Source organism: Pseudomonas viridiflava, from assembly GCF_900184295.1.
In the GTDB taxonomy this organism is placed as follows: Bacteria; Pseudomonadota; Gammaproteobacteria; order Pseudomonadales; family Pseudomonadaceae; genus Aquipseudomonas; species Aquipseudomonas viridiflava.
This window is the reverse complement of sequence record NZ_LT855380.1, coordinates 3,119,049-3,143,251: the sequence shown is the minus strand read 5'-3', so window position 1 is coordinate 3,143,251 and position 24,203 is coordinate 3,119,049. Positions and strand designations below refer to the sequence as shown.

The 24,203-nt window shown below is 60.4% G+C and carries 24 protein-coding genes and 1 tRNA gene; 15 read left to right on the top strand and 10 right to left on the bottom strand.

Going from position 1 to position 24,203, the window contains the following annotated elements:
- Positions 1 to 109 precede the first annotated feature (109 nt).
- Positions 110 to 316, bottom strand: a complete 207-nt coding sequence (locus CFBP1590_RS14185) for a hypothetical protein (RefSeq protein WP_058432761.1) — start codon at positions 314 to 316, stop codon at positions 110 to 112.
- 263 nt (positions 317 to 579) lie between these two features.
- Between CFBP1590_RS14185 and CFBP1590_RS14180 the strand changes: the two genes are divergently transcribed.
- Positions 580 to 783 carry a hypothetical protein gene (locus tag CFBP1590_RS14180; RefSeq protein WP_058432762.1) on the top strand — a complete coding sequence of 68 codons (204 nt, stop codon included), beginning with the start codon at positions 580 to 582 and terminating at the stop codon, positions 781 to 783.
- A gap of 54 nt (positions 784 to 837) precedes the next feature.
- Here the strand turns inward: CFBP1590_RS14180 and CFBP1590_RS14175 are convergent, their stop codons facing one another.
- The 5 genes from CFBP1590_RS14175 to CFBP1590_RS14155 form a co-directional block, all read right to left on the bottom strand.
- Positions 838 to 1,077, bottom strand: coding sequence for a hypothetical protein (locus tag CFBP1590_RS14175; RefSeq protein WP_058432763.1), 240 nt, complete (start codon positions 1,075 to 1,077; stop codon positions 838 to 840).
- Positions 1,078 to 1,117: 40 nt separating this feature from the next.
- A complete protein-coding gene (locus CFBP1590_RS14170) occupies positions 1,118 to 1,897 on the bottom strand; it encodes an NADPH-dependent F420 reductase (RefSeq protein WP_088235306.1) in 780 nt (259 codons plus the stop codon).
- Complete coding sequence (locus CFBP1590_RS14165) at positions 1,872 to 2,315, bottom strand: MarR family winged helix-turn-helix transcriptional regulator (RefSeq protein ID WP_029242160.1); 444 nt, start codon at positions 2,313 to 2,315, stop codon at positions 1,872 to 1,874. The genes CFBP1590_RS14170 and CFBP1590_RS14165 overlap by 26 nt, the downstream gene beginning before the upstream one ends.
- Positions 2,316 to 2,500: 185 nt before the next feature.
- Positions 2,501 to 2,902: a hypothetical protein gene (locus CFBP1590_RS14160; protein WP_050575373.1), complete on the bottom strand. Its 402-nt coding sequence runs from the start codon at positions 2,900 to 2,902 to the stop codon at positions 2,501 to 2,503.
- Between the two features lie 183 nt (positions 2,903 to 3,085).
- Positions 3,086 to 3,171, bottom strand: a tRNA-Leu gene (locus CFBP1590_RS14155).
- A gap of 435 nt (positions 3,172 to 3,606) precedes the next feature.
- Here CFBP1590_RS14155 and CFBP1590_RS14150 point away from each other — a divergent pair.
- On the top strand, positions 3,607 to 4,002 hold the full coding sequence (locus CFBP1590_RS14150; protein ID WP_029242159.1) for a helix-turn-helix domain-containing protein: 396 nt from the start codon (positions 3,607 to 3,609) through the stop codon (positions 4,000 to 4,002).
- A gap of 25 nt (positions 4,003 to 4,027) precedes the next feature.
- Here CFBP1590_RS14150 and CFBP1590_RS14145 read toward each other — a convergent pair whose 3' ends face one another.
- The 4 genes from CFBP1590_RS14145 to modA all read right to left on the bottom strand — a co-directional run bounded on the left by CFBP1590_RS14145 (position 4,028) and on the right by modA (position 7,712).
- The gene (locus CFBP1590_RS14145; protein ID WP_004881898.1) at positions 4,028 to 5,083 is read right to left on the bottom strand and encodes a DNA topoisomerase IB; all 1,056 of its coding nucleotides are present in this window, start codon (positions 5,081 to 5,083) and stop codon (positions 4,028 to 4,030) included.
- Between the two features lie 88 nt (positions 5,084 to 5,171).
- Positions 5,172 to 6,260, bottom strand: coding sequence for a molybdenum ABC transporter ATP-binding protein (modC, locus tag CFBP1590_RS14140; protein WP_088235305.1), 1,089 nt, complete (start codon positions 6,258 to 6,260; stop codon positions 5,172 to 5,174).
- 3 nt (positions 6,261 to 6,263) lie between these two features.
- Complete coding sequence (modB, locus tag CFBP1590_RS14135) at positions 6,264 to 6,944, bottom strand: molybdate ABC transporter permease subunit (protein WP_088235304.1); 681 nt, start codon at positions 6,942 to 6,944, stop codon at positions 6,264 to 6,266.
- Positions 6,945 to 7,712, bottom strand: a complete 768-nt coding sequence (gene modA / locus CFBP1590_RS14130) for a molybdate ABC transporter substrate-binding protein (protein ID WP_058432767.1) — start codon at positions 7,710 to 7,712, stop codon at positions 6,945 to 6,947.
- Positions 7,713 to 7,934: 222 nt separating this feature from the next.
- On the opposite strand from modA, the gene acuR reads away from it, so the two are divergent.
- From acuR to CFBP1590_RS14065, 13 genes are all read left to right on the top strand, one after another.
- Complete coding sequence (acuR, locus tag CFBP1590_RS14125; protein WP_088235303.1) at positions 7,935 to 8,579, top strand: acrylate utilization transcriptional regulator AcuR; 645 nt, start codon at positions 7,935 to 7,937, stop codon at positions 8,577 to 8,579.
- Between the two features lie 46 nt (positions 8,580 to 8,625).
- Entirely contained in the window at positions 8,626 to 9,621 is a 996-nt protein-coding gene (acuI, locus tag CFBP1590_RS14120; protein WP_043303663.1) for an acrylyl-CoA reductase (NADPH), read from the top strand.
- 908 nt (positions 9,622 to 10,529) lie between these two features.
- Positions 10,530 to 11,495, top strand: a complete 966-nt coding sequence (locus CFBP1590_RS14115; protein ID WP_029242552.1) for a site-specific integrase — start codon at positions 10,530 to 10,532, stop codon at positions 11,493 to 11,495.
- Positions 11,496 to 12,006: 511 nt separating this feature from the next.
- Positions 12,007 to 12,399, top strand: a complete 393-nt coding sequence (locus CFBP1590_RS14110) for a cupin domain-containing protein (RefSeq protein ID WP_029242553.1) — start codon at positions 12,007 to 12,009, stop codon at positions 12,397 to 12,399.
- Positions 12,392 to 13,891, top strand: a complete 1,500-nt coding sequence (locus CFBP1590_RS14105; protein ID WP_029242554.1) for a methionine--tRNA ligase — start codon at positions 12,392 to 12,394, stop codon at positions 13,889 to 13,891. Before CFBP1590_RS14110 ends, CFBP1590_RS14105 begins: the two co-directional genes overlap by 8 nt.
- Before the next feature lie 14 nt (positions 13,892 to 13,905).
- Positions 13,906 to 15,048, top strand: coding sequence for an NAD(P)/FAD-dependent oxidoreductase (locus tag CFBP1590_RS14100; protein WP_029242555.1), 1,143 nt, complete (start codon positions 13,906 to 13,908; stop codon positions 15,046 to 15,048).
- The gene (locus CFBP1590_RS14095) at positions 15,045 to 16,022 is read left to right on the top strand and encodes an ABC transporter substrate-binding protein (RefSeq protein ID WP_088235302.1); all 978 of its coding nucleotides are present in this window, start codon (positions 15,045 to 15,047) and stop codon (positions 16,020 to 16,022) included. The genes CFBP1590_RS14100 and CFBP1590_RS14095 overlap by 4 nt, the downstream gene beginning before the upstream one ends.
- Positions 16,023 to 16,075: 53 nt before the next feature.
- Positions 16,076 to 17,398: a lysine N(6)-hydroxylase/L-ornithine N(5)-oxygenase family protein gene (locus CFBP1590_RS14090; protein ID WP_088235301.1), complete on the top strand. Its 1,323-nt coding sequence runs from the start codon at positions 16,076 to 16,078 to the stop codon at positions 17,396 to 17,398.
- Between the two features lie 5 nt (positions 17,399 to 17,403).
- Positions 17,404 to 19,413: a 2,3-diaminopropionate biosynthesis protein SbnB gene (gene sbnB, locus CFBP1590_RS14085; RefSeq protein WP_088235300.1), complete on the top strand. Its 2,010-nt coding sequence runs from the start codon at positions 17,404 to 17,406 to the stop codon at positions 19,411 to 19,413.
- A 5-nt stretch (positions 19,414 to 19,418) separates the two neighbouring features.
- Positions 19,419 to 21,221, top strand: coding sequence for an FAD/NAD(P)-binding protein (locus tag CFBP1590_RS14080; protein WP_374728997.1), 1,803 nt, complete (start codon positions 19,419 to 19,421; stop codon positions 21,219 to 21,221).
- A 14-nt stretch (positions 21,222 to 21,235) separates the two neighbouring features.
- A complete protein-coding gene (locus tag CFBP1590_RS14075; protein ID WP_004881912.1) occupies positions 21,236 to 21,880 on the top strand; it encodes a LysE family transporter in 645 nt (214 codons plus the stop codon).
- 17 nt (positions 21,881 to 21,897) lie between these two features.
- On the top strand, positions 21,898 to 23,052 hold the full coding sequence (locus CFBP1590_RS14070) for an iron-containing alcohol dehydrogenase (protein ID WP_088235298.1): 1,155 nt from the start codon (positions 21,898 to 21,900) through the stop codon (positions 23,050 to 23,052).
- Positions 23,053 to 23,055: 3 nt separating this feature from the next.
- Positions 23,056 to 24,195 carry a serine hydrolase domain-containing protein gene (locus tag CFBP1590_RS14065; RefSeq protein ID WP_088235297.1) on the top strand — a complete coding sequence of 380 codons (1,140 nt, stop codon included), beginning with the start codon at positions 23,056 to 23,058 and terminating at the stop codon, positions 24,193 to 24,195.
- Positions 24,196 to 24,203 lie beyond the last annotated feature (8 nt).

Genomic DNA, 24,203 nt, shown 5'->3' with positions numbered 1-24,203 from the left:
ACCTCTATCGGCGGACCTGAGCAAATGTTGTGTGCAGTTCGTCGGCGAATGTTTGCCGAAGGCAGCGGTCAGCGCCGGACGTTTGGCACTGACACGGGGTTTTTCAAGCTCAGAGTGAGTAGCTTGCTGTCTGGGTCTGAATGCCTTCGTTGATGGCTGCAATGGCGTGCGGCGGCATTTGCTCGATGGCCATGAATGACGGCGTTTCAAATACCTGTAAAACAGGCGTGCAGGGCGCGTCCAGCCGAGCCGACTCAGTTTCCAGTGCTGATAAGTGCTTCGCGTGGTTCGCTGCGATTTCACTGAGAGTTGACACGGTGCATCTCCTGATGACTGAACGGCATTCCAAAGGGTGGCTGACACGCCAGAAATACATCGTTCTGGCGCAGTCATAGCTCCCTGTAGCAAGCCGCGAGCCAGACCGCTCACCGGTTGGCGCCAAAGTCTGACAGACGCACCCAAGTCAACACACATAAGACGTTCTGATTCCGCTTGTCTGTTTTCAGGCACTTCCAGTTGCCCGCTATTTTCTCACCTGTAAGCGCAGATACCCTGCGGCACATGTTTGAGGAGCTAATCATGAGTATTGACGACAATGGTCCCGAAAACGCCTATCCCGGTCCGGCAAAGCCCGGTAGCGAGGAAGAGGTTTATCCGGATAAGGAAAGCGACCAGGCTGATGACGAAGACACCTCTCGCAACGACCTGAGTGACGACCCGGACATGCCGGTCAATCCTCCGGTTGATGAAACAGAGGTTCCGTCGCTGGGCAGCGGCGCCTGAAGTGCGTCACGAGCGCCAGACCCCGCCCAAGCGGGGTCTTTTGCGAAGTGCTGTTTACAACTGTTTACGAGCTTCAGCCAGCTTGCGTGTCATGACCTCACTGAACAGTTCTTCAAGGGCTTCGATATCCTGCGTCGACACTGCATCGGCACAGGCCAACCCCATTAAAAAGCCTTCTCCCACGCCACCTGCAGTCGCCATTTCCAGCAAACCGTCAGCGATTTCGATCCGTTGCGCAATACGGGCTGCCTCGGTCTTTATCGCTGGCGCGAGGGCTATTTCTTCGAGTTTCATCGGTGCATTCCTCGTTAACTGAGGGTACATCGGCCGCTCTTCATGCCGTCATGGCACGATTGGAAGCCACCATTTGCTCGCGTGTAAGTTGGCCCCAAGAGGCCGTGAACCGTGTAAACAGCGCATCCCGGTTTTGCGCCACGCGTGCTTTATCCGCTGCATCCAGAGCCAATTTGAGTTCTGGCAGCGTCAATTCGGTGCAGTAGGCGGGTGTGCCTGGCTGCTGACGCCACGAGTTTTCAAGATCGCCGGTGGCCAGCGCATCAAAGCCCGTATCCTCTACAAGTCGCTGCGCAATTGCCACTGCGTTCACGTCATCGCCCGCTACAGGCAAGGCTATACGTGAGGAAGAGCCAGCGGGTTGGCCTTGTTCAATCAGCGTCGCCGAGAGCACTGCGTTCCACGCCTTGACGACCGAACGGCCAATTTGCTCGCTGATCCAGACACTCTCTGCCTTGCCATCATCGACTTCCCTGATCGCTCCGTCACGTACCGGGTAATAGTTGGACGTATCAATGACGACGGTCGAATCGGAGGCCTTACTCAATGTGTCGCGAAGATCCGGGTATTTTGCGAAGGGTATCGAGAGAATGATCACGTCCACATCCGCTACCGCCTCTTCCTTGGTAACTGCGCGTGCGCCGAGTTCATTGGCAAGCGCCTGGATGCTCTGAGGGTCTTTCGAATTCGCCAGTTTGACGTCATGGCCGCAGGCAGCGAGCTTGCGGGCGAGGGTAGAGCCGATATTGCCTGCGCCGATAATTCCGACTTTCATTTGGATAAACTCCTTGCTGTCATTTGGCTGGGTGTGCAAATGCATTGAGCGTGTCACGAAGGTCCAGCAACCCTTCGGCTGTGAGCTGACACGCTGATTCGATTTTCTCGGTAATGCCCCAAAGCTCATGCCGCAGCGCTTCGCCCGTGGCCGAAAGCGCCACTAGTACCCGGCGCTCATCGGTCCGGTCGCGGGTGCGAGTCACGACGCCCAGAAGCTCAAGCCTCTTCAAAAGCGGCGTGATCGTACCGGTGTCCATACCCAGCTTCGTACCCAGGTCGCCCACTGCACGAGGCGCGGCGCTGAAAAGCTCCAGCATTACGAGGTACTGGGGGAACGTCAGGCCAAACGGCTCCAGAAGCGGCTTGTGCAGCCGCGCCATCCGGTTCGCTGCGCTGTAGAGCGCAAATGACAGCTGCTGGCCGACTTCTCTGCGTGTGGGGGTGCGGTTTTGATTTGGCATTTATCTAGTTGGCTATTATGTAGTGTGCTAGATAAATTAGCGGGTTTGCCGGGGGTGATCAAGCCTTGAGTTTGGCTGGAGGTATGAGCGGTCGCGTTTCAGCGGACTATATCTGGATCCCGTGACTGCGCTCATGCAGCAGGCTATCAGCGAATTGCCCCGACAGAGCTGGGGCAAGGTCGGGATCAGCTGTGTACAGCCCGAAGCGGCTGAGCAATCTCACCTTCAGACTGGGCACCGTGTGAAGGATTTTCTCCCCATTTTTCAGGGCTGATGTCGGCGGTGCGGAGCAACTGCCTGTGATGGTCGATGATGCGTTTCAGTGAATCGATCTGACCCCAGGAGTCGGATGCATTTCGCAGCAGATCGGATATCCGGCTATCCGCCGCCTTGAGCTTCGTCGAAAGCTTTTCCCGCTCTGCCGAAGCGGTGCTGTGCATGTCGATCATCTTGGCCAGGTGCTGCCGATATCGGCTTACCTCACTGCGCAACAGCCGGTTTTCTTCACTCACGATATGGGCACGCTGCCGGATCATTTGTTCTTCGGTCGGGTTGTAAGCCCAATCGTCGGCGATATCTGTGTCCATGGATATAATTCTCGAGTGCTGTATGGGTATACAGTATTCGAGAATTGCTGTTTTGGGGAGTGGCGTTCGTCGGCAGGACGCCGAGGAGTGGAGAAAAAGGTGGATTGCGGAGCGCTAAATAAAATTGCGTAGCAAAAACAACAAAGGGTCAGGCAGAAATCTGCCTAACCCTTTGATTTTAAATGGTGCCCCGAGCCGGGGTCGAACCGGCACGTCCAGAGGACGAGGGATTTTAAGTCCCTTGCGTCTACCAATTTCGCCATCGGGGCGGTAGCGCCAAGAGCGGGGAATATATACATCTCGCCATCCCTAAGCAAGCTCGCACACGCTTCTACGCGTACAAGATGTGACACAGGCGTCGAAAAAATCCTTCGAGAAATCATGGGGCTACGAGGTGCTGCCCGTGTGACGGGCGGCGCAGCGGCGAGGGTAGCAATCGTCCAGGCGCCACCGAACGTCAATTGAGCGGTCGCGATTGACATATATCTCGACACTTTTGCCTGTTCGCCAGGGTCGATCCGATAAGCGCCAGTTGAAATCCTCCAGGCGTTATAGGAGAAAAGTCTGTGCGTGATGAGAAGTGAGGCGGGCGCTTGAAGGCGCTGACGAGCGGTGGTGAGTGAGTCCGCTCGGGCAGGCTCGGGCGATCCATGGACGATTCGATTTGAGAATTGATTTTCACAGAGGGACGGACGGTCAGGGCCATGAGCGATATAGGCACGAGATTGAAGCAGGAGCGCAAGCGCATAGGGCTTTCTCAGCGTGAACTGGGACACTTCGGCGGCGTAGCTGCCAATGCACAGGGGAAATATGAAAGCGGCGAACGGGTCCCAAGGGCCGACTATCTGGCTGCGGTTGCAAATGTAGGCGTGGATGTTCTGTATGTGCTGACCGGCAGGCGCATGGGCGGTGCCGAACTGGAGAGCATTGTTCAGCGGATCACCTGCGCAGGCGTCGCGTCGGATGACATCTTTGTGGAGGTTCAGCATGCGGTGCGTCACCTTGTGACGACCATCGAAGAGCTGTCTCACGTTTACGACACAGTGGACAGGCAGCCCCAGAGCGAGCCTTTGGGGCTGCCGGTTACAGCGGAGCAGTGACCGACGGGGCTGAGTGGCTGCAGGCTCAGGCTTTGACCTTCTCAACCTCAGCCTCGATGCGGTCCGCCAGCGTGCGCAAGTAACTGGCCAGCGCGACCTCTTCGAGGCGTAATCCCTTGCGCTGCCTGAGGCGCGGGAGTTTGGCCAAGTTACCGAGCAGGAAGCCCTCGAGCACCGCCGGATGGATGTAGCATTTGCGGCAAATGGCGGGGGTATTGCCCAGCTGTTTCGAGACGGCCTTGACCATGTCGACGATGTGCTTTTTCGCGTCGGCTTCGGGCTCCCAATGCAGCTTCTGGAGCGTGGCCAGAGCCAGCGCGCTCGCGGCCCAGGTTCGATAATCCTTGGCGGTAAAGTCTGAGCCGGTGAGGCTTTGCAGGTAAGCATTGATGTCCGATGAAGTGACGGTATGGCGCACGCCATCATCGTCCAGGTACTGAAACAGGTTCTGGCCGGGCAGTTCCATGCAGCGTTTGATTACGTTGGCCAGGCGCCGGTCTTTCACTGTGACGCTGTGCTCGACGCCGCTCTTGCCGCGAAACTCGAACATGATCTGTCCGCCTTTCACTTCGACGTGCTTGTTGCGCAATGTCGTCAGGCCGTAGGAGCGGTTTTCCTTGGCGTATTGACTGTTGCCGATGCGGATCAGCGTCGCATCGAGCAATGAAACCACTGTCGCCATGACCTTTTCCCGACCCATGCCAGGCTGGGCGAGCTGTGCCTCGATCTGCTTGCGTACCTTGGGCAGGGCATGGCCGAACTCGATCATGCGCGAGTATTTGTCCTGATCGCGTATCTCGCGCCAGCGCGGGTGATAGCGGTACTGTTTGCGACCGCGTGCATCACGCCCCGTCGCCTGCAGGTGGCCGTTGGGGTCGGCGCAGATCCAGACGTCGGTGTAGGCGGGCGGCACAGCGAGCGCGTTGATACGCTTGATCTCCGACTCGTCCTTGATGCGCTCGCCCTTGGTATTGAAGTACGCGAACTTGCCGCGCAGGACCTTGCGCGTGAACCCCGGCTGGCTGTCATCTACGTAATGCAGGTCGCTGGCGAGTGGGCTGATGATGGTCGAGTCAGGCATGGCGGAATTCCGGAGGCAGTTAAAAACACTGACCGCGACGTTTTGCGGTGGTGCCGTTTATTTGCGTCTGGTTTGCGGCCGATCGCCATTACGCGAGTACCGCCACTGCCTTGATCTGCGCCCACAGCGATTGGCCGCGATGCAGTTTGAGGTGATCGCTGGAATAACGGGTGATGCGGGCCAGCAATGGCGTCCCGCCTGCGTCCAGCCTGACCAGTACGTGAGCAGAGTTGTCGGCGACCATTTCCTCCATCACCACCACCGGCAAGCGGTTCAGAATGCTGCTCTGGTCGTCAGGCTGCAGACTGAGGCTGACATCCCTTGCCTGCACCTTGATGCGCAGCAGCGTGCCCGGTTGCATGTCGGCGTGCGCGACGCGCATCGAGAGTTTGCTGTCGGGCAGGGTGATGGTCAGCAGTTGATAGTGAGGATCGTAGGCGCTCACCGTGCCTTCGATCACCACGCCTGCATTACCGCCCATGGCCAACGGTAGATCAAGACGCGCCAGGGTTTCCCGGATCGGCCCGCTGGCCAGCACGCTGCCCGCTTCAAGCACCACCAGATGATCAGCCAGACGCGCCACTTCGTCCTGTGCATGGCTGACATACAGCATCGGGATATCCAGCTCTCGATGCAGGCGTTCCAGATAGGGCAGGATTTCGCTTTTGCGGCGGCTGTCCAGCGCTGACAGCGGCTCATCAAGGAGCATCAGGCGCGGACTGGTCAGCAGCGCGCGGGCAATGCCGACACGTTGACGCTCGCCGCCGGAGAGATTGTCAGGGCGCCGTTCGAGCAAGTGATCGATGCCCAGCAACTCGGCAGCCTGCTGTAGCTGAATGCTGCGCTGATTGCGGGCGATCCGCTTGAAGCCGAATTCCAGGTTTTCCCTGACTGACAGGTGCGTGAAGAGGCTGGCTTCCTGAAACACATAGCCGATGGGACGTTTGTGGGGCGCAACAAAGACGCCCTTGTCGCTGTCCTGCCAGACTTCATTATTGACCCGGATAACGCCCTGCGGGGCTTTTTCCAGGCCGGCGATACAGCGCAGGCAAGTGGTCTTGCCGGAGCCGGAAGGGCCATAAAGCGCGGTTACGCCGGAGCCGGGCAGCACCAGATCCAGGTCCATGCGAAAGTCCGGGTAGCTCATGTGCAAGCGCACTTCGACAGGCGAGGCCATCGGTCAACTCCATCCCGTTTTGGATTTGCCGCTGGAATAAAGCGCCAGCAGAACCAGAAATGAGAAAACCAGCATCGACCCGGCCAACCAGTGTGCCTGCAGGTACTCCATGGATTCGACGTGGTCGAAGATCTGCACCGACACCACGCGAGTCCTCTCGGGGATGTTGCCTCCGATCATCAATACCACCCCGAATTCACCGACTGTGTGCGCAAACCCCAAAATCGCCCCGGTAATAAAGCCGGGTTTTGCCAGCGGCAGAATGACGTGGAAGAACGTGTCCCAAGGGCCGGCCCGCAACGTTGCGGCGACTTCCAGTGGGCGCGTGCCTATGGCTGAAAACGCGTTCTGCAGTGGTTGCACCACGAAGGGCATCGAGTAGAGCACCGAGCCGATGACCAGCCCGGTGAAGCTGAACGTCAGCGTTCCCAGCCCCAGACTCTGGGTCAACTGACCGACCGCACCGTTGGGGCCGAGCAACAGCAACAGATAGAAGCCAATGACGGTCGGCGGCAGAACGAGGGGCAGGGCGACGACGGCACCGACCGGACCCTTGAGCCACGAGTCCGTGCGCGATAACCACAACGCGATGGGCGTGCCGATCACCAGCAGGATCACGGTGGTCAGCGAGGCGAGCTTCAGTGTCAGCCAGATCGCCGCGATGTCGGCGCTTCCCAAAGGCATTTACAGCTGATATCCGTACGACTTGATGATGGCGGCCGCTTGAGGACCTTTCAGGTAGTCGACCAACGCCTTGGCGGCGGCGCTGTCCTTGCCCTTGTTGAGGATCACCGCGTCCTGCTTTATCGGGTCATGCAGGGCTGCCGGAACGATCCATGCCGAGCCGCTGGTCAGTTTGCCGTCCTTGTAGATCTGCGACAGGGCCACGAAGCCCAGTTCCGCGTTACCCGTAGAAACGAACTGGTACGCCTGGGTGATGCTCTGGCCTTCAACGATTTTCGCTTTGGTGGTATCGGTCAGGCCCAGCTTGCTCAGTACCTGGGTAGCGGCCAGCCCGTAAGGCGCGGTCTTGGGGTTGGCGATGGACAGGTGCTCGTATTGATTGCCCTTGAGTACGTTGCCTTGATCGTCGACATAGCCGTCTTTCGGCGACCACAGCGCCAGTGTCCCGACCGCGTAGGTAAAGCGCGAACCCTTGACGGTGTCGCCTTCCTGTTCGAGCTTCGCAGGCGTGGTGTCATCGGCGGACAGGAATACTTCGAATGGCGCGCCATTCTTGATCTGAGTGTAGATCTGGCCTGTGGCACCAAACGCAGCGACGAGTTTGTGGCCGGTGTCGCGCTCGAAATCCTTGGCGATAGCCTGGATCGGTGCGGTGAAGTTGGCGGCTACAGCGACCTGGACTTCGTCAGCCAGGGCGGAAGTAGCACTTGAAATGGCAGCGACAAATGCGGTGAATTTCAAAAGGTTTTTAAGCGGGGACGCTTGCATGCAGCCACTCCGGAAGATTGAAGGCACGCCACCGGACTGGAGGCGTTTCGCTATATATTTAAATATATAGCGATGTTCCACCTTTCTGAAAGCGATGTTTCAAGGGCGGTTCAAAATGCCCAGTGTGCTGTCCGCCAGTTTTCGGGTCAGTCCACCCGATGTGAGCGAGCACCTGCCCAATGTTCGATTGACATAAAAGACGATCGGTCTAATATCCCTTCCATGACCACATTACTCAATCAGGCTGTCCAGCCGCGCCGTCCCGGGCGTCCACCCAAAGTGGACCGGGACAATCTCGAAACCCGTGAGACGTTGCTGCGCCGCGGCCTTAAAGTGCTGACGGAGCAGGGCTTCTCTGCGACCGGCATTGACTACATCCTCAAGGAAATAGGCGTTCCCAAGGGATCGTTCTATCACTATTTCCCCAGCAAGGAAGCGTTCGGTCGTGCGGTTCTGGACGAATACTGCCGATATTTCGCGCAACGGCTGGACCGCTGGTTTCTGGACGAAAGCCTGTCGCCCCTGGAACGGCTGGTCGGTTTCGTGCAGAGCGCCAAGGCCGGTATGGCTCGTCACGATTATCGTCGTGGCTGCATGGTCGGCAATCTGGGGCAGGAAATCTGCCTGTTGCCCGAAGCCTTCCGCGAGGTGCTGGAGCAGACACTGCTCGATTGGCAGTCCAGGCTTGCCGTTTGCCTGCGAGCTGCGCAGAAGCATGGCGAACTGGCCAGGGATGCAGACTGCGACGAACTGGCTGCGTTTTTCTGGATTGGCTGGGAGGGCGCCGTGCTGCGTGCCCGGCTGGTCAAAAGCGATACCCCGTTGAACACATTCATTGCCGGTTTTCTTCGCGGATTGCCGCAATGAGCTTTCTGATCTATTTAAAGACGATCGGTCTAAATTGGAGGCGCCCATGCCTGTAAGCACATTCAACGCCATTGTGATTGATAAGGACGAGTCGGGTTACCGCGTGAAACTGACTGCGGTGAACGAGGCAGACCTGCCCGAAGGCGACGTCACCGTGCGCGTTTCCCACAGCACGCTCAACTACAAGGATGCCCTTGCTCTGACCGGCAAGAGCCCCATTGTTCGCAGCTTTCCCATGGTGCCGGGGATCGATCTGGCGGGTGTCGTCGAGGAGAGTCAGGCCTCGGCGTTCAAGGCTGGCGATAAAGTGCTGCTCAATGGATGGGGCGTGGGTGAAGGGCACTGGGGCGGTCTCGCGCAAATGGCCCGGCTGAAGAGCGAGTGGCTGATTCCGCTGCCGGATGCGTTCACGCCCAGCCAGGCGATGGCCATCGGCACGGCAGGTTACACTGCGATGCTGAGTGTGATCGCGCTGGAAAAGCATGGCGTGAAGCCCGAACACGGCGAGGTGCTTGTCACCGGGGCCAATGGTGGCGTGGGCAGCTTCACCATCGCCATTCTGGCGAAACTCGGTTATCAGGTCGTTGCCTCGACAGGACGCGTTGCGGAGAGTGACTACCTGAAACAGCTGGGCGCTGCGAGGATCATCGACAGGGCGACGCTCTCCGAGCCGGGTCGTCCTTTGGCGAAAGAGCAGTGGGCCGCTGCGGTGGATTCGGTGGGCAGCCACACGCTGGTCAACGTCTGCGCCGGGATCAAATACCGTGGCATCGTTGCTGCCTGCGGTCTGGCGCAGGGTATGGATTTCCCCGGATCGGTCGCCCCGTTCATTCTGCGCGGCGTCACGCTGGCCGGGATCGACAGCGTCACCCGGCCTCAAGCCGATCGTCTTGAAGCCTGGTCCAGACTGGCCACCGATCTGGATACTTCGTTGCTGCCACTGATCAGCCGCGAAATTGGCCTGAGTGAGGTGATCGATATCGCGCCGCAACTGATTGCCGGTCAGGTGCGCGGTCGCGTGGTGGTGGACACCGGTCGATAGGGAAATGGGCTGGACCTCAAATGAAGTCCCGGAGTGGCGAAAAGGTGACTTGAGCCATGCGCTTGGCTCACTGAATCCGCAGTCTGTGCCATTTGTGACGCGGAGCGTCACGGGATGCATACCCACGCGGAGCATGGGCACGATCAGCGTCGGGAGTATGATCGTTCCCATGCTCCAGTGCTCATCGTTATAAATAAGTCCGCAAGACGCGCAAAACGGGGGCCTAAACGAAAGTGACTGACTGAAGGCATACCCCGTGGGAGGCACCACCACGTCTCCGACGTAGCGCTGTTGCGCAGCAAACACGGACCGTAGGAGCGCGCTTGGTCTGGGCGGCAATCCGACGATAGGTTCTTACAGACAGAAAATCAGTGACTGACATGACGCAATCGCGGGCAAGCGCGCTCCTACAAAAAATCGCATTCCTTCAGTGGGTTACAGGTTGTTTGATAAGAGGCGGCTTGCCAGCGATGGCGTCAGTTCAGTCACTGACAGTTCGCTTCAGAAAAAGCATCGCCGGCAAGCCGCCTCCCACAGTCCGTGGTCGCAGCAAGACTCGTGTATAACTCGGAGCACAAGCATGGGCATGCTCGGCGTGCTTGAGATCACGCTGATCGTTCCTACGCTCCGCGTGGGAATGCCGCTCAGGACGCTCCGCGTCCGCTCTCGAATGTGGCGCAGATGTGTGCCCAAGCTCCAGCGCTATCCACGTAATGCGCTGGGCTCACTGGATCCGCAATCTGTGCAATTTGTGACGCGGAGCGTCACGGGATGCATGTCCACACAGCGTGGGCACGATCAGTGCGCTTGAGATCCCTGATCGTTTACAGCGTGTTAAAGTGCTTCGAATTGATTGAAAAGTGCAGGGCCGTTTCGCCTGCACTTGCACCACAAAGGCCTTGCCCGACATGTCGCACGATCCATCCTCCGACCAGGCTGCAAGCCCCCGGCAATCGCCTTCGCTGCCGGATGTCAGCAATCCGCTGCAGCTCTATCTGGCGCGTCTCGCTCCTTCCAGCCGGCTGACCATGAAGTACGTTCTGCAGGACGCTGCTGACCGATTGGGAATGGCCGACGTCGATATCTTCGATATTCCCTGGCACACCCTGCAACCCGGTCATGTCACCGCGCTGGTTTCGGCGCTGCGTGAAGACGACTACGCACCCAACACCACGTCGCTGTACGTCAACGCCATTCGCGGTGTGATGAACGAGGCGTGGCGTCATGACCTGATCAGTCACGATCAGTTGTTGAAAATCCGCTCGATCAAGCCGGTCAACGGTACGCGTCTGGCCAAAGGGCGGAACATCAGACGCACGCTGATCCGTGAGTTGATGGACGTCTGCGCCGCCGATCCCAGGCCGCAAGGTCGGCGGGACGCGGCGATCATCGCGATTCTCTATGGTTCGGGGATGCGCAAGTCGGAATCGGTGAATCTGGACCTGGCTCAGGTGGACTTTTCCGAGCGCAGCCTGCGGGTGATGGGCAAGGGCAACAAACAATTGATCAAATACGCGCCCGAATGGGCATTCGGCGCGTTGAATGACTGGCTGGAGCTGCGCCGCTCCTGCTTGCCACCGGGACAGGACGACGACCCGTTCCTGTTCAACCGGATTCGCCGGGGCAGCAACATTACCCGTGAGCGCATCACCAAGCATGCGATCTATTTCATCGCCAAACAGCGCGGGCAGCAGGTTGGAGTCAACATCATGCCCCACGACTTCCGACGCTCGTTCATCACGCGTGTCATCGAAGAATACGATTTGTCGATTGCTCAGAAGCTGGCGCATCACACGCACATCGCAACCACTGCCAGCTACGACATGCGCAGCGAGAACGAGCGGCGCAACGTAGTGGACCGCTTCGACCTGTAGCGTCGATCCGCAGGCAAAAAAAAGCCACCTCACTGGGGTGTGGGGTGGCTTAAAGATCTAACCAAAGGAGTGATGAAGAAGAGCAGGTATTCATCGGCATCGCGATGCGGATTCGCGCCGCCGGGAAACATGTTCATTCATCGACGGCAACAGTAACACTGGCCGCCAAAAATCGATTATCAGCATTGTCGATAGTGACTATCACCGTCCATAACGTGCTGCAACTTGCGCAATGTCCAGGCATGTTGAGCTACTTAAAACGCGCTGACATGTTCAGTAACTTTAAGATGCACCAAGGCTGCGAAAAAGCTTTAACAGCGTAGTTTTCCCCCGAGTTTCCCAGTCTCCAAAAACGACTACCTGGCGTGGCTTCCGATATGGACCTGCGGCTGTTTGCGCGCTCAGCCATCCAGAAATTCGATTCGACGGCTGCGACCTATCAAGGGATCGGATAGCCAATTGTTGCAGCGAATTTCATGCTTTGCCCCACTCACAACACACGGGTCTGAGCATGGAAAAGTTCGATATACACCGTAAAACCGACTTCGACGCCCTGGTACATGAGTATGGGCTCGACGGCAGTCGTCTGTTGCCCTGGGAAGGCTACCCGATGCCGTTTGCAGGCGGCTGGTGTGTGGTGCGTCCGGGCACCTGCAGCGAGGCGCATACCCAGATCGACCAGGAGATCTTCATTGCCATCAAGGGCAGTGCCCGGCTGGTGGTGGGCGACAAGGTCATGCCGTTCAACGTGGGCGACATAGCGGCCATTCCGAAACATACCAACCATTACGTCATCAATGATTCCGATGAGGACTTTCATTTCTACGTGGTGTGGTGGGACATGAACTACGTGAATGCGTTTGTCGAGCAGCACTGCGAAACCACGGGGTGCCTCGATGACTAAGTTCATTGTCACCATCACGCCACCTACGCCCAACGGTGATTTGCACATCGGCCATATAGCAGGTCCGTTTCTGGCTGCCGATGTCTTCACCCGGGTGCAACGCCAGCGCGGCCACGAGTGTGTGCTGCTGTCCTATTCGGACGACTATCAGTCCTACATGTTGCGCAAGGGGCTGGAGACCGGGGTGGATCCGGTAGAGCTTGCCAATCGCAACTCCGACCGCATCGAAGCCTCGCTGGCCGCGATCAACATCCAGCCGGACAACTGGATGCGCCCTTACGACAACCACTGGTTCGCCGACTCGGTTGCCGAGGTGTTCGGCAAGGTCCGCGACGCAGGGCTGATCGAGTTTCGCGATTCGAGCGAACCTTACTGCCCTGACTGCGACGTCTGGGGTTACGAGGCGTTTGCACGGGGCAATTGCAACTATTGCGGTGTCGAGTCTGACGCCAGCCAGTGCGAGAACTGCGCGCAGGCGCCTGACGCGCAATTGATGACAGGACTGCACTGCAAGTTGTGCAAACAGCCTTCGCAATGGAAAACCGCACATCGCGCGTTCCTGAAACTGGCAGCCTGTAAGCCTGCGCTCCGTGACCGGCTGCTGGATCGCCAGTGGCGAAGTCCGCTGAATGCCTGGCTGCGCGACACGCTGGAGCACATCCACGACTGGGGCGTCACACGTCCGCAGGATGGCGGCCTCGATCTTCAGGCCGACGGCTCGTGCCGGGTGCACACCTGGTTCATGGGCTTGCCCGGCTACATGGCCGCGTTTCGCGAATACGCCGACCGCATCGGTCGTCCGGAGCTGTTCCGTCAGTACTGGCAGTCGGGGCAGGGCAAGCTGGTGCACTTTCTTGGCTTCGATTGCGTATTCAGCCACGCGGTCGTCTACCCGGCGCAGCTGTCGGTGATGGATGGCATTCGGGTTCAGCAACGTTTCGTGCCCAATCAGTTTCTCAAGCTGGACGGGCTCAATCTGTCGACCAGCCGTAACCATGCCATCTGGGTCGGGGACCTGGCGCGCGAAGCCTGCGCCGACAGCGCTCGTCTGTACCTGGCGAGCATTGCGCCTGAGGAGAGCGAGGGCGACTTCCGTCTGCAGCATTTCCTGCAATGGCGCGCGGACGTGTTCGGAGCGTTTTTCCCGGCCTTGCTTGCAACCGGTGCGCAGAACGACACCAGTTGGTGGAGTGGCGTGTGCGGGACCGATGCCGGTTTGCTGGAAGCGCTGCGTCTGCAGTGGAGCAAAGCATGCGAGCCGAATCATTTCTCCATGAAAGGCATGGCGCAGGTGCTGCTGGATGTGATCGCCATCACCCGCACGCGGCTGGCGGAAGGTCGACCGGTCAGCCATCTCGCAGCGTTCATTGCGGTCATCGGCAAGGCGCTGATTCCCGAGATGTCGGCGCGGATTGTCGCCGCCTTCAATCTGCCCGAAGCGCGGGTCAACGCCACGGTCATGTCGGGCTCTGCTGCCGAATACTCCATCTGAACGGACTCTTCACGATGTTCATCGAACATGAAATAGCGGTCATTGGCGCAGGGATAACCGGTGCCAGTATCGCGGCGAAGCTGTGCAGCGCAGGAATGTCGGTCGCGCTGATCGACAAGGGTGCAGCAGGCAGCCTCGGGGCCAGCGGCTACTCGGGCGGGCTGGTGCGTCTGTACGACAACGACCCGCTGCTGATGGACCTGGCGGCTTACTCCATCGGCCGGATGGAAGAGGGCGTGTTCGCCACCACCTACCATCAGGCGCTCAGGCGCACCGGTGTGATCTACCGGGCCGCACCCGATCAACTCGACAACCTGTGCCGCGCCATTGAGCACTACGGCAGCGAGCAATACCCCATGCGCCTGTTGAGCAATCGCGAGCTGGATGGCGGCCGTTATCCGCGGTTTACGGACGAAGAGCGGGTCAATCTGTTCGAGCCGCAGGCCTGTGTCGGCAATGTGCGTCAGGCGGTGGCCGCGTTGTGTGGCGTGGTGCGCCAGCACGGCTTGCTGCTGGAGCATCGCGAGATAAAGGCCATCGATTGCCGGTCCCGTGACCTGGTGCATATCGAACTGGGTGATGCGACCTTGCGCTGTCGCGCTGTGGTGGTGGCCGCCGGAGCCTGGAGCCAGCTTCTGGTGCCACACCTGGCGCTGGAAGCACGCTCGATTCCGCTGTCGCGGGTCATGACCGACAGCGAGTGGTCCATGCCGGTGATCGATGCCGTTACCCAGAGCTACGGCATCCCGCTGACCCGCAACATCGTGCAGACCGGTTGCGGCCTGCGCGACAGCGGTGTGTGGCCGGAGCATTTGGCACTGCCGGACGCACGCCATGTCGAGGACGCTCGCAAGCGCGTTGCGCAGTTGTCCGATACCTGGGCGGCTCAGGTGCGTGTGCTGGACGTCCTGCCGGGCTTTGACAGTTACAGCGCGGACGGTCGCCCGGTGCTGGGCTTTTGTGACGAACAGAGCCCGATCTATGTAGCGGCCGGCATGTCCGGGCTGGGCTTCAAGTTCGCGCCGGGCATTGCGCAGATCGCGTTCGAGCAATTGCGTGAGCGCGTTTCCGGACAACGTGCGTCGTGTAATGGCTGGTCCGCACTTGCGCCGGATTCGTTGCAGCGCAGCGCGGTTCGGCAGGGAGTGCAGCCATGAGCGTCATGTTGCAGGCGCCTGAAACCTTGCGGGTCGGCGTCAGTGCACTGTTCGACCCGGATGACACGCCCCATGCGCGCACTTTTCTCAGGGCGCTCGCCGTGGCGCGCAACGTTATTCCGGGACTGGGCCGCGTGCAGTGGCACTTTCTCGACGACGGTGCCAACGCCCGCCGGGGTGCCGAGGTGGCGCAGCAGATGATCGACTGGCGGGCGGATCTGGTCATTGGTCATTTTTCGTCCGATGCCGCCATCGGCGCGGCTCCGCTTTATCAACGGGCGGGTATGGCACTGCTGACACCTGCGGCGACGATTGATCGACTGACGGTCGAGCACCCCAATGTATTTCGGTTTTGTCCGTCCGACCAACAGCTGGCCCTGGACCTGACGGCCTGGCTGTCGGCACTCCGTTGGCGCTCGGTGCACCTTCAAGCGGATGACAGCGCCCATGGCCAGGCATTGGTCGTGGCGATTGGCGATGCACTTGAAACCGCTGGCCTGCAAATCGTGAGCGAGCGCGAGCACGCCGATGTGGAAGTGTTCGCCGGGCGTCTGCGCGCCAGCCGCGAGCACTGGCAGGCACGACGTCAGGCTGGCAGTACGCGGCCGCTGATCCTGACCGATGACGCAGCTTCGCCGCATCTGGGCTGCGCGCCTGCCCATGACAGCAGCACGTGGGTCGTCGGTTTCGGCGTGCCGCCCGGCCCGCAGCAGAACGACACATCGCACGCACTGCACCGGTCGCTGTTCAGCGTCCTGCCGCAGACCTATTACCGGGAAAGCCTGCTCATGCTTTACGTGCTGGCAATCCTGGCCAACAGCGCGTGGCGCAGGGAACAGCTGCTGGATGTGCTCAACCGCACCACCTTCAACACGCCGCTGGGCGCGGTCAGCTTCGAGCAGGGCGAGTACCGAAGTGCATTCAACAGCGTCTGGAGAGTCGGTCCCGAGGGGCTGATTGCAGAACCTCTTTGATCTTCACGGCCGCTTTTTCAAGGCTTTATGCCAACTCTAAGGATGGGAATCTCATGGGTCATTCAACACCACACCCTTATCAATCGGACGCCGTGTGCATCGGTTTTGGCCCGGCGGGTATCGCTCTGGCCTGCGCCTTTGAAGATGCGCGGGAAGATAACAGCCCGCTGGCGGCGCTTTCGATGCGATTTCTGGAAGCCGCAGCGGACACCCAGTGGCATCGGGAGCTGCTGCTCGCCGGGACTGACATCAATCACCACGTGTTTCGCGACCTGGTCACGCCGCGCAACCCGCGCAGCCGCTTCTCGTTTGCCATGTATCTGAAGAGCAAAGGCCGGATGTTCGATTTCGGCCTGCTGGGCCGGCCTGCCAGCCGACATGAATGGTCGGATTACGTGGCCTGGGTGTCGCAGCAGGTCGATAGCGATACCCACTTCAATTCGCAGGTCACCGAAATAGCTCCGGTACTCCGCGACGGCCGCCTTTGCGAGCTGAAAGTCCGCACGCAGGATGCCTGTTTCACCACCCGCAACGTCGTGTTGTCGAGCGGCAGTGCGCCGCGCATTCCAGTGATGTTCCAGTCGCTGATCGGGCCGACGCTGTTCCATACCTCGCAGTTCCTGACCCGTCTGCAAGCTTTCGGTGAAAACCTGCCCAAGCGCTGGCTGGTGCTGGGGTCGGGGCAGAGCGCCAGCGAATCGGTGCTGGAACTGGTGGGGCGTGACATGGGCATCGAGGTGCACTCGGTGCACCGTTCTGCCGGTTTCAAACTGACCCAATTGGGACAGTTCCCCAACCGCGTTTTTGCGCCGGATCACGTTGATTACTTCCACAGCCTCAACCACGCAGCGCGGCATCGCTTTCTCGACTGGAGCCGTTCGACCAATTACGCGGGCATCGACCCGGACGAAAGCCAGAAGCTGTTTTCACTGATCTACGAGGACGCCATTGCCGGACGCAAACGTCTGCAGACCTACGGCTACAGCGTCGTCTCGTCCATCGAGCAGGCCGAAAACGGTTATCGCGTCGAGGTCACCGACACCTTCAGTCAGCGCACCCAGTTGCTGGAAGTCGATGCAGTGGTGCTGGGCACCGGCTACGAGCAATACCTGATTCCGCCGTTGCTGAGCGGGCTGCAACCCTGGCTCAAGGCGGATCTGGACGGCGGTCTGCTGATCGACCGGGATTACCGCGTCGCGATGGACGAAGACTGCGACGTGAACCTCTGGGTCAACGGCCTTTCCGAGCGCAGCCACGGTATCAGCGACAGCCAATCGTTTTCCCTCATGGCCCAGCGCGCCGAACGCATCGCCAATGCCCTTGAACAGGCCGTCGAGTGCACGGCCGATGCACCGTTACTGGCACAGTGGAAGTGACCCCCATGTACGACACCATCTGCGACATTATTCACGACCGGACCTTTCTCAAGGTCTCGGGGCTTGGGCATGACTTCTTCCTGAAAATGGAATCCCTCAACCCGGCAGGTTCGATCAAGCTCAAGACCGCCGTGGGCCTGGTGGATGACCTGCAATCACGCGGCCTGATCGGCCCGGACACGATTCTGATCGAATCGTCGTCGGGCAACCTGGGTGTGGCGCTGGCCATGCTCTGCGCCGAACGCGGGATTCGTTTCACCTGCGTGGTCGATCCCAACAGCTCCAACCACAACATTCGCATGATGCGCACTTACGGCGCCGAGGTCATCCGGGTCGAGACGCCGGACGAAAATGGAGGTTTCCTCGGCACGCGCATCGCGCTGATTCGCGAAAAAATCGGCAGTGACCCGCGTTACGTTTGGCTCAACCAGTATGAAAACGCGGCCAACCCGCGCGCCCATGCACGCACCACGGCGCGCTCGATCAGCCAGCATTTCGGGCATGTCGATTACCTGTTCGTCGGCGCAGGCACCACCGGCACCCTGATGGGCTGCCTTCAGCATTTTCAGCGCCATCATCCGACCACCAAAATCATTGCCGTGGACAGCGTCGGCTCGGTGACTTTCAACACTCCGGCCAGCCGTCGTTATATTCCGGGCCTGGGCACCAGTCAGCGTCCACCGATTTTCAATGCCGACGGTGTTCATGCGCTGGAGATGGTGCCTGAGTCGCGCACCGTTGCCATGTGCCGGATTCTGGCTCGCACCAAAGGTCTGCTGGTCGGCGGCTCGACCGCCACGGTAGCGGCGGCGGTTCACGCCTGGCGCGACCGCATCGAACCCGGTTCGGTGGTGGTGGCTCTGTCGCCGGATTGGGGTGAGCGCTATCTGGACACGCTGTATGACGACCTTTGGGTCGAACGGCATTTCGGCAGCGACGTGTTGAACATGACCCTGGCGGACATGCCGATCATGCCGAACTGGACCACCTATCTGGCAACCGAGCGCTCGCGTCAGGCGCCGTTCCATGTGATCGATGGTGAAGTGGTCGCGCGGCTGCTGGCGGCGGATCCTCAGGCCTGCATCGATGACGTCGAAGGCGCTTATCTGGCCCATGAGGCAGGCCGCACGATCAACCCCGACAGTTACTTTCTGCGGTTCCCCGAGGCACCGGCCAACCGCATCATCGCGCTGCCCGCCAGCTTGTGTGGGGAGCAGCCGGTCAGTGGCATCAAGTGGATTTCCAGCTTCCCCGGCAATACGGACTCGGGTCTGCAACGCGCCTCGGCGGTGTTGATCCTCAACGATCCGCAGACCGGCTACGCCTTCGCCTGCCTGGAAGCGTCGCGAATCAGCGCCATGCGTACCGCAGCCTCGGCAGTGCTGGGTGCGCGCTGGATGAATCGTCATCACAAACACGTCCCGTGCATGGCGTTCATTGGTGCCGGATTCATTGCGCGCAGCATTCTGGACATGTTCGTCAGCGATGGCTGGACGCTGGATACAGTGAGTGTGTTCGACCAGCACCCCGATTCGGCACGGGCGCTGGTCGATCATGCCGCGAACCGACATCGGCTGGTCAGTGAGCTGGCAGACCTGGACGACAGCCTGCAGGCCGATGTGGTGGTGTTCGCCACCACGGCGCCGAGTCCTTATGTGTTGGAGCCGGTGTTCCGGCCGGGCCAGTTGGTATTGAACATCTCGCTGCGTGATCTTGGCCCCGAGGTGATTGCCTGCGCCAACAACATTCTGGACGACGTCGAGCATTGCCTGAAGGCTCGGACCTCGCCTGACCTGGCGGTGCAGCAGTATCAGGACCGCTCGTTCATCACCGGCACGCTGGCGCAACTGATGACCGGACAAGTGGAACTGAGCCCGGATAGGGCCTCTATCTTCTCGCCGTTCGGCCTGGGCGTACTCGACCTTGCCGTGGGCCAGCGGATCTACGGGCAGGCCGTGACCGAGGGCAGCGCCTTGCCGGTGCCGCAGTTCTTCTTCGAATCGAACCGCTGGTGATCGACATGCAGACACTTTCTCTTGATCGATTCGAACTGCCCGTCCGGCAGTTCGAACCTGAGCCGCGTTCGATCGCGATCATCGGCATGGGCTCGCGTGGCCTGAGCGTTCTGGAACAGTTGATCGGTTTGAGTCGCAAAACGGGTGCGCAACGGCTGCGCATCGAGGTATTCGATCCTCGGACGCCCGGCAGCGGCCTGCACCTTGCCGAGCAGCCGGATTACCTGATGCTCAACACCATGGCGGGTCAGCTCTCGACGTTTTCGTCGGCCTTTCCGGTCTGTGAGCCTGCCGGATGGACTTTTTTGCAGTGGTGCCAGGCCAAGGGAGTCACGCTCAATGAACGAGGCCATGTCAGTGCGGACGGGAAGGGCAGACCGGTTGCGTTCGGCGACTTCGTGCCGCGCAAACTGCTGGGGCGTTATTTGCAAGACAGCTATCGATTTCTGCTGAAGCAATGCCCCGCGCATGTCGAAGTGCGCCACCACGCCGAGGTGGTCACTGGTTGTCGTGAACGGGCTGTCGATGCAGGTTTTCGCCTGCAAACGACGGTTCGTGAACTGGATGTCGACGCAGTGCTGCTGACCTGTGGCCACTCGTCAGCGGCAGATACGTCACCTGCCATCGGCGAGTCGGTATTGATCGAAGGGCTGGGCCTGACTGCGATGGACACACTGGCGCATCTCACTGAGGGGCGCGGCGGGCGCTATGTGCCTGATCCAGGCCATGCGGGCTGGCGCTACCTGCCGTCCGGGCTGGAGCCGAGGATAGCGCTGTATTCGCGCTCAGGGCTGCCGTTTCACGCCCGGCCCCAATGGCATCCTTCTGTCCATGCTGCGCTGCCGAGAACGTTCTTTACCGCTGAAGCCATTGTCGAACTGCGCCAGCAGAGCGCGACCGGACGGCTCGATTTCGAGCGTGACGTGCTGCCGTTGATCAAGGACGAAATGTGCGCGGTGTTCTGGCAGGCCAGAGTCCGACTCGACGCGCCCCGGGAGTTGCAGTTGCTGCAACAGAAGCTCGGTAACGCGACTGATCGGGTTTCACGCCACAGGTTGTTCAAGGCGCTGGCCGAGCAGTGGGGCGAGTTCGAGCCCGAACAGTGGCTGGTCACCGAGCGCTGGTGCGGCGATGAAGAATCGTATGCGCAGTGGTTCGAACGCTGGATCGCGCGTGAGTTGGCGTTGAGTCGCCTGGGCACCGCGAGCAGCCCGGTTCGTCAGGCGCTGGAGGTGTGGCGTGATTATCGCGACCTGCTACGGCGTGTGGCGGATCGCAGCGGCCTGAGCGACGCATCGACACTGGCGTTTTATGGCCAGTGGGCCGGGCTGTCGAATCGACTGGTCGGCGGTCCGCAGAAAGAGCGTTACGAAGACCTGCTGGCGCTGATCCAGGCCGGTGTCGTGACCATCCTGCCGCCCATGGAGGATGCCTCCAGTTCGCCCGTGCCGTTCGACACACTGATCCGGGCGCGAGTGGTACACCACGGTCTTTCTTCCAGTCGCGATCCGCTGTTGAAAGACCTGCTGCGTCAGGGCCTTGTTTGTCCCGCCCATGCGTATCCGGCTGACGGAGTGGCGACGGACCCGTCCGGGCGTGTCCTGCGTGCCGACGGCGGCGCTCAACCGCGCCTTTGGGCGCTGGGGCCGATCGTCGAAGGCTGCACCTTCTACAACCACTACGTGCCCACGCCAGACCCGACCTGCCGTGCGCTGATCGAGGCGCGGCAGGTGGCCGAGACATGCCTCGATGCGCTCTCGGCCGGTCGCTGCGGCTCTCATTCAATCACCGCTTTTTCAACCCTCTAAAAGGAATTGGCTATATGTACGAGATCACTCTGCTGACGGCGCTCGCCGGCGCTTTCATTGTCCTGATCATCAGTCCCGGCCCGAACTTTCTGGTCATCACCCAGTTGTCGTTCAGCCAGTCCCGGCAACAAGGCATCTGTGCCGGACTGGGTGTTGCTTCGGGCAGCATCCTCTGGGCATTGCTCGCAGCCACCGGGCTGGGCCTGATATTTCAACAACTGCCCTGGCTGCAACCGGCCCTGCAACTGCTGGGCGGGGCGTACCTGACCTGGCTGGGCACCAAGAGCCTGCGCAGCGCGGGCAGCCAGCCCAAACCTCGCGACATTGGCGCGCTGGGCATCGGCAGTCTCAGCCGTGCCTACCGTTTCGGCCTGTTCACTAACCTGACCAACCCCAAGGCGCTGGCGTTCTACACCAGCGTATTCACCACCGTGACCACGCCGGGCATGCCGATGTGGGTGCGCACGGCCGGGGTGTCGATCATTGCCGTTCTGGCGATCTCCTGGTTCGTGCTGCTGGCCACGCTGTTTTCGATTCCGGCGGTGCAGGCCCGTTATCAGCGCATGAAAAAGGCCATCGACATCGTGACCGGACTTTTCATGATCGCGTTCGGTATTCGCCTGCTGATCGGCCTTTTGCCGGCCGGTCTGATCAACTGATTTCAAGGAGCGACACCATGTACAACAATGACTGGCATTACCCGACCTCCATTCGCGCAGGCGCCGGACGCGCCGCAGAGCTGGCTGACGCTTGCCGTGTGACAGGCATCAAAAGTCCGCTACTGATCACTGACCGGTTTCTGGGCAGCACCGACATGATCCGTAGCGCTGTAGAGGACTGCCGACAACAGTTGGGCCATTGCGGGCTGTTTGACCGGGTCAAGGGCAACCCGACCGGCACCAATGTTGCCGACGGGCTGGAAGCCTATAAAGCGGGCGACCACGACGGTGTGATTGCCTTCGGCGGCGGCTCTGCACTGGACGCCGCCAAGGCGGTGGCGCTGATGTCAGGGCAGACCCGTCCGCTGTGGGACTTCGAGGACATCGGCCAGAATCATCTGCGCGCCAACCCGCTGGGCATCGCCCCGGTCATCGCGCTGCCAACCACTGCGGGCACAGGCTCCGAGGTGGGCAGGGCGTCGGTGATCACTGACGAGCAGGCGCAGGTCAAACGCACCATCCTGCACATCCGCATGATGCCGCGCATCGCGATTCTGGATGCCAACCTGACGCTGGATCTGCCCACGCACCTGACCGCTGCAACCGGCGCCGACGCGCTGACGCACTGCATGGAGTCCTGGTGCTCGCCAGTCTGGCACCCGATGGCTGAAGCGGTGTCGGTGAAGGGAATGCAGATGATCAAAGCGTACCTGCCACGCGTCGTCGCGGACGGGCAGGATCTGGAAGCGCGCCAGCAGATGCTGGTGGCGTCCAGTCTGGGCGCGGCGGCGTTTCAGCGAGGATTGGGTGGTGTGCACGCCATTGCGCAGAGTCTGGGCGCGCTGTACGACCAGCATCACGGCTTGCTCAACGCCATCTTGCTGCCTTACGTGCTGGAGGCCAATCGGTCCGCCCTGTTGCAGCAAATGGACGATCTGGCGGTTTACCTGCGTCTGCCCACGCCCGGTTTCAGTGGCGTGATGGACTGGGTACTGAGCCTGCGCGAGCAGATCGGCATTCCCCACACGCTGGCTGACATCGGCATCCATGATCAGGACGCCGAGTTGGTGGGCCAGATGGCATTTGCAGACGGTTGCTCGCACACCAATCCGATTCGGCATTCGGCCGAGGCCTACGCAGGGGTATTCAGGCGAGCGGTGAGGGGGCAGTGATTCATGGCGCAGGTGGATGAACGGGCGGTTCAGCGTCTGGCCGAGGTCTGGCAAGGCTGGGTCGATTCCGGGCAGATCGTAGGCGGTGTATTGCTGGTGGCACAGGGCGGCGTGCTGCGCGACGTCAGCGCTCGGGGCTGGGCGGATCGGGAACGGCGGGTGATTGTGACTCGCGGTACACGTTTTCGCCTGGCGTCGCTGACCAAACTGCTGACATCGGTGGCGGTGTTGCAGCTTTGCGAGCAAGGCGTTTTGAGTCTGGATGCGCCGGTGACGGACTGGCTGCCAGCGTTTCGGCCCCGTCTGAGCGATGGCCGGGAGTCGGTCATCACCCTGCGTCATCTGCTGTCGCACAGCTCCGGGCTTGGCTATGGCTTCGAACAGCCGCCAGATAACGCTTATGAGGCGGCTGGCGTGTCCGACGGGCTGGACCGTGTGGCGTTTGATCTGCAGGAAAACCTGAGTCGTATGGCGAAGCTGCCGTTGCTGTTCGAACCCGGCACTGCCTGGGGGTATTCGCTGGCGACCGACGTGCTGGGTGCGGTGATCGAGCAAGGCACTGGTCGTGGGTTATCGCAGGTTATCGACGAGCAGGTCACTCGGCCTTTGGGCATGGCGTCGACCTCGTTCAGGCAGAATCAGGGTCGGCTGGCGCGGGCTTATAAAGACGGTGCTGACGTTCCCGAACGTATCGGTGATGACGACCTGTTGGTTCTTGAAAGTGGAACGGTCAGGGTGTCGTCGGGCCGGGTCTACGATGCGCAGGCCTATGAATCAGGTGGAGCGGGCATGCTGGGGACCGCCGATGATTATCTGAAGCTGCTGGAATGCCTGCGTCTGGGCGGCGCGCCTTTGTTGAATTCCGTAAGTACGGCGGCGTTGCTGAGTAACGCCATTGGCAAGGTGACGCTCAAGGGCAGGGGCGCCGGCTGGACGTTCGGCCTGGGGCCGGTGATCCTCGCCGACCCGCTGGCCGCCGGGCAGCGACAGGGTGCTGGCACTTGGTCATGGTGCGGTGTGTATGGTAGTCATTACTGGGTCGATCCGGTATCGGAGATCAGTCTGGTTGTGCTGACCAATACCGCCGTGGCGGGCGCCTGGGGCAGGTTTGCGGATGCGTTGGTTGAGGCGGTTTATTCATGAACGGAAGC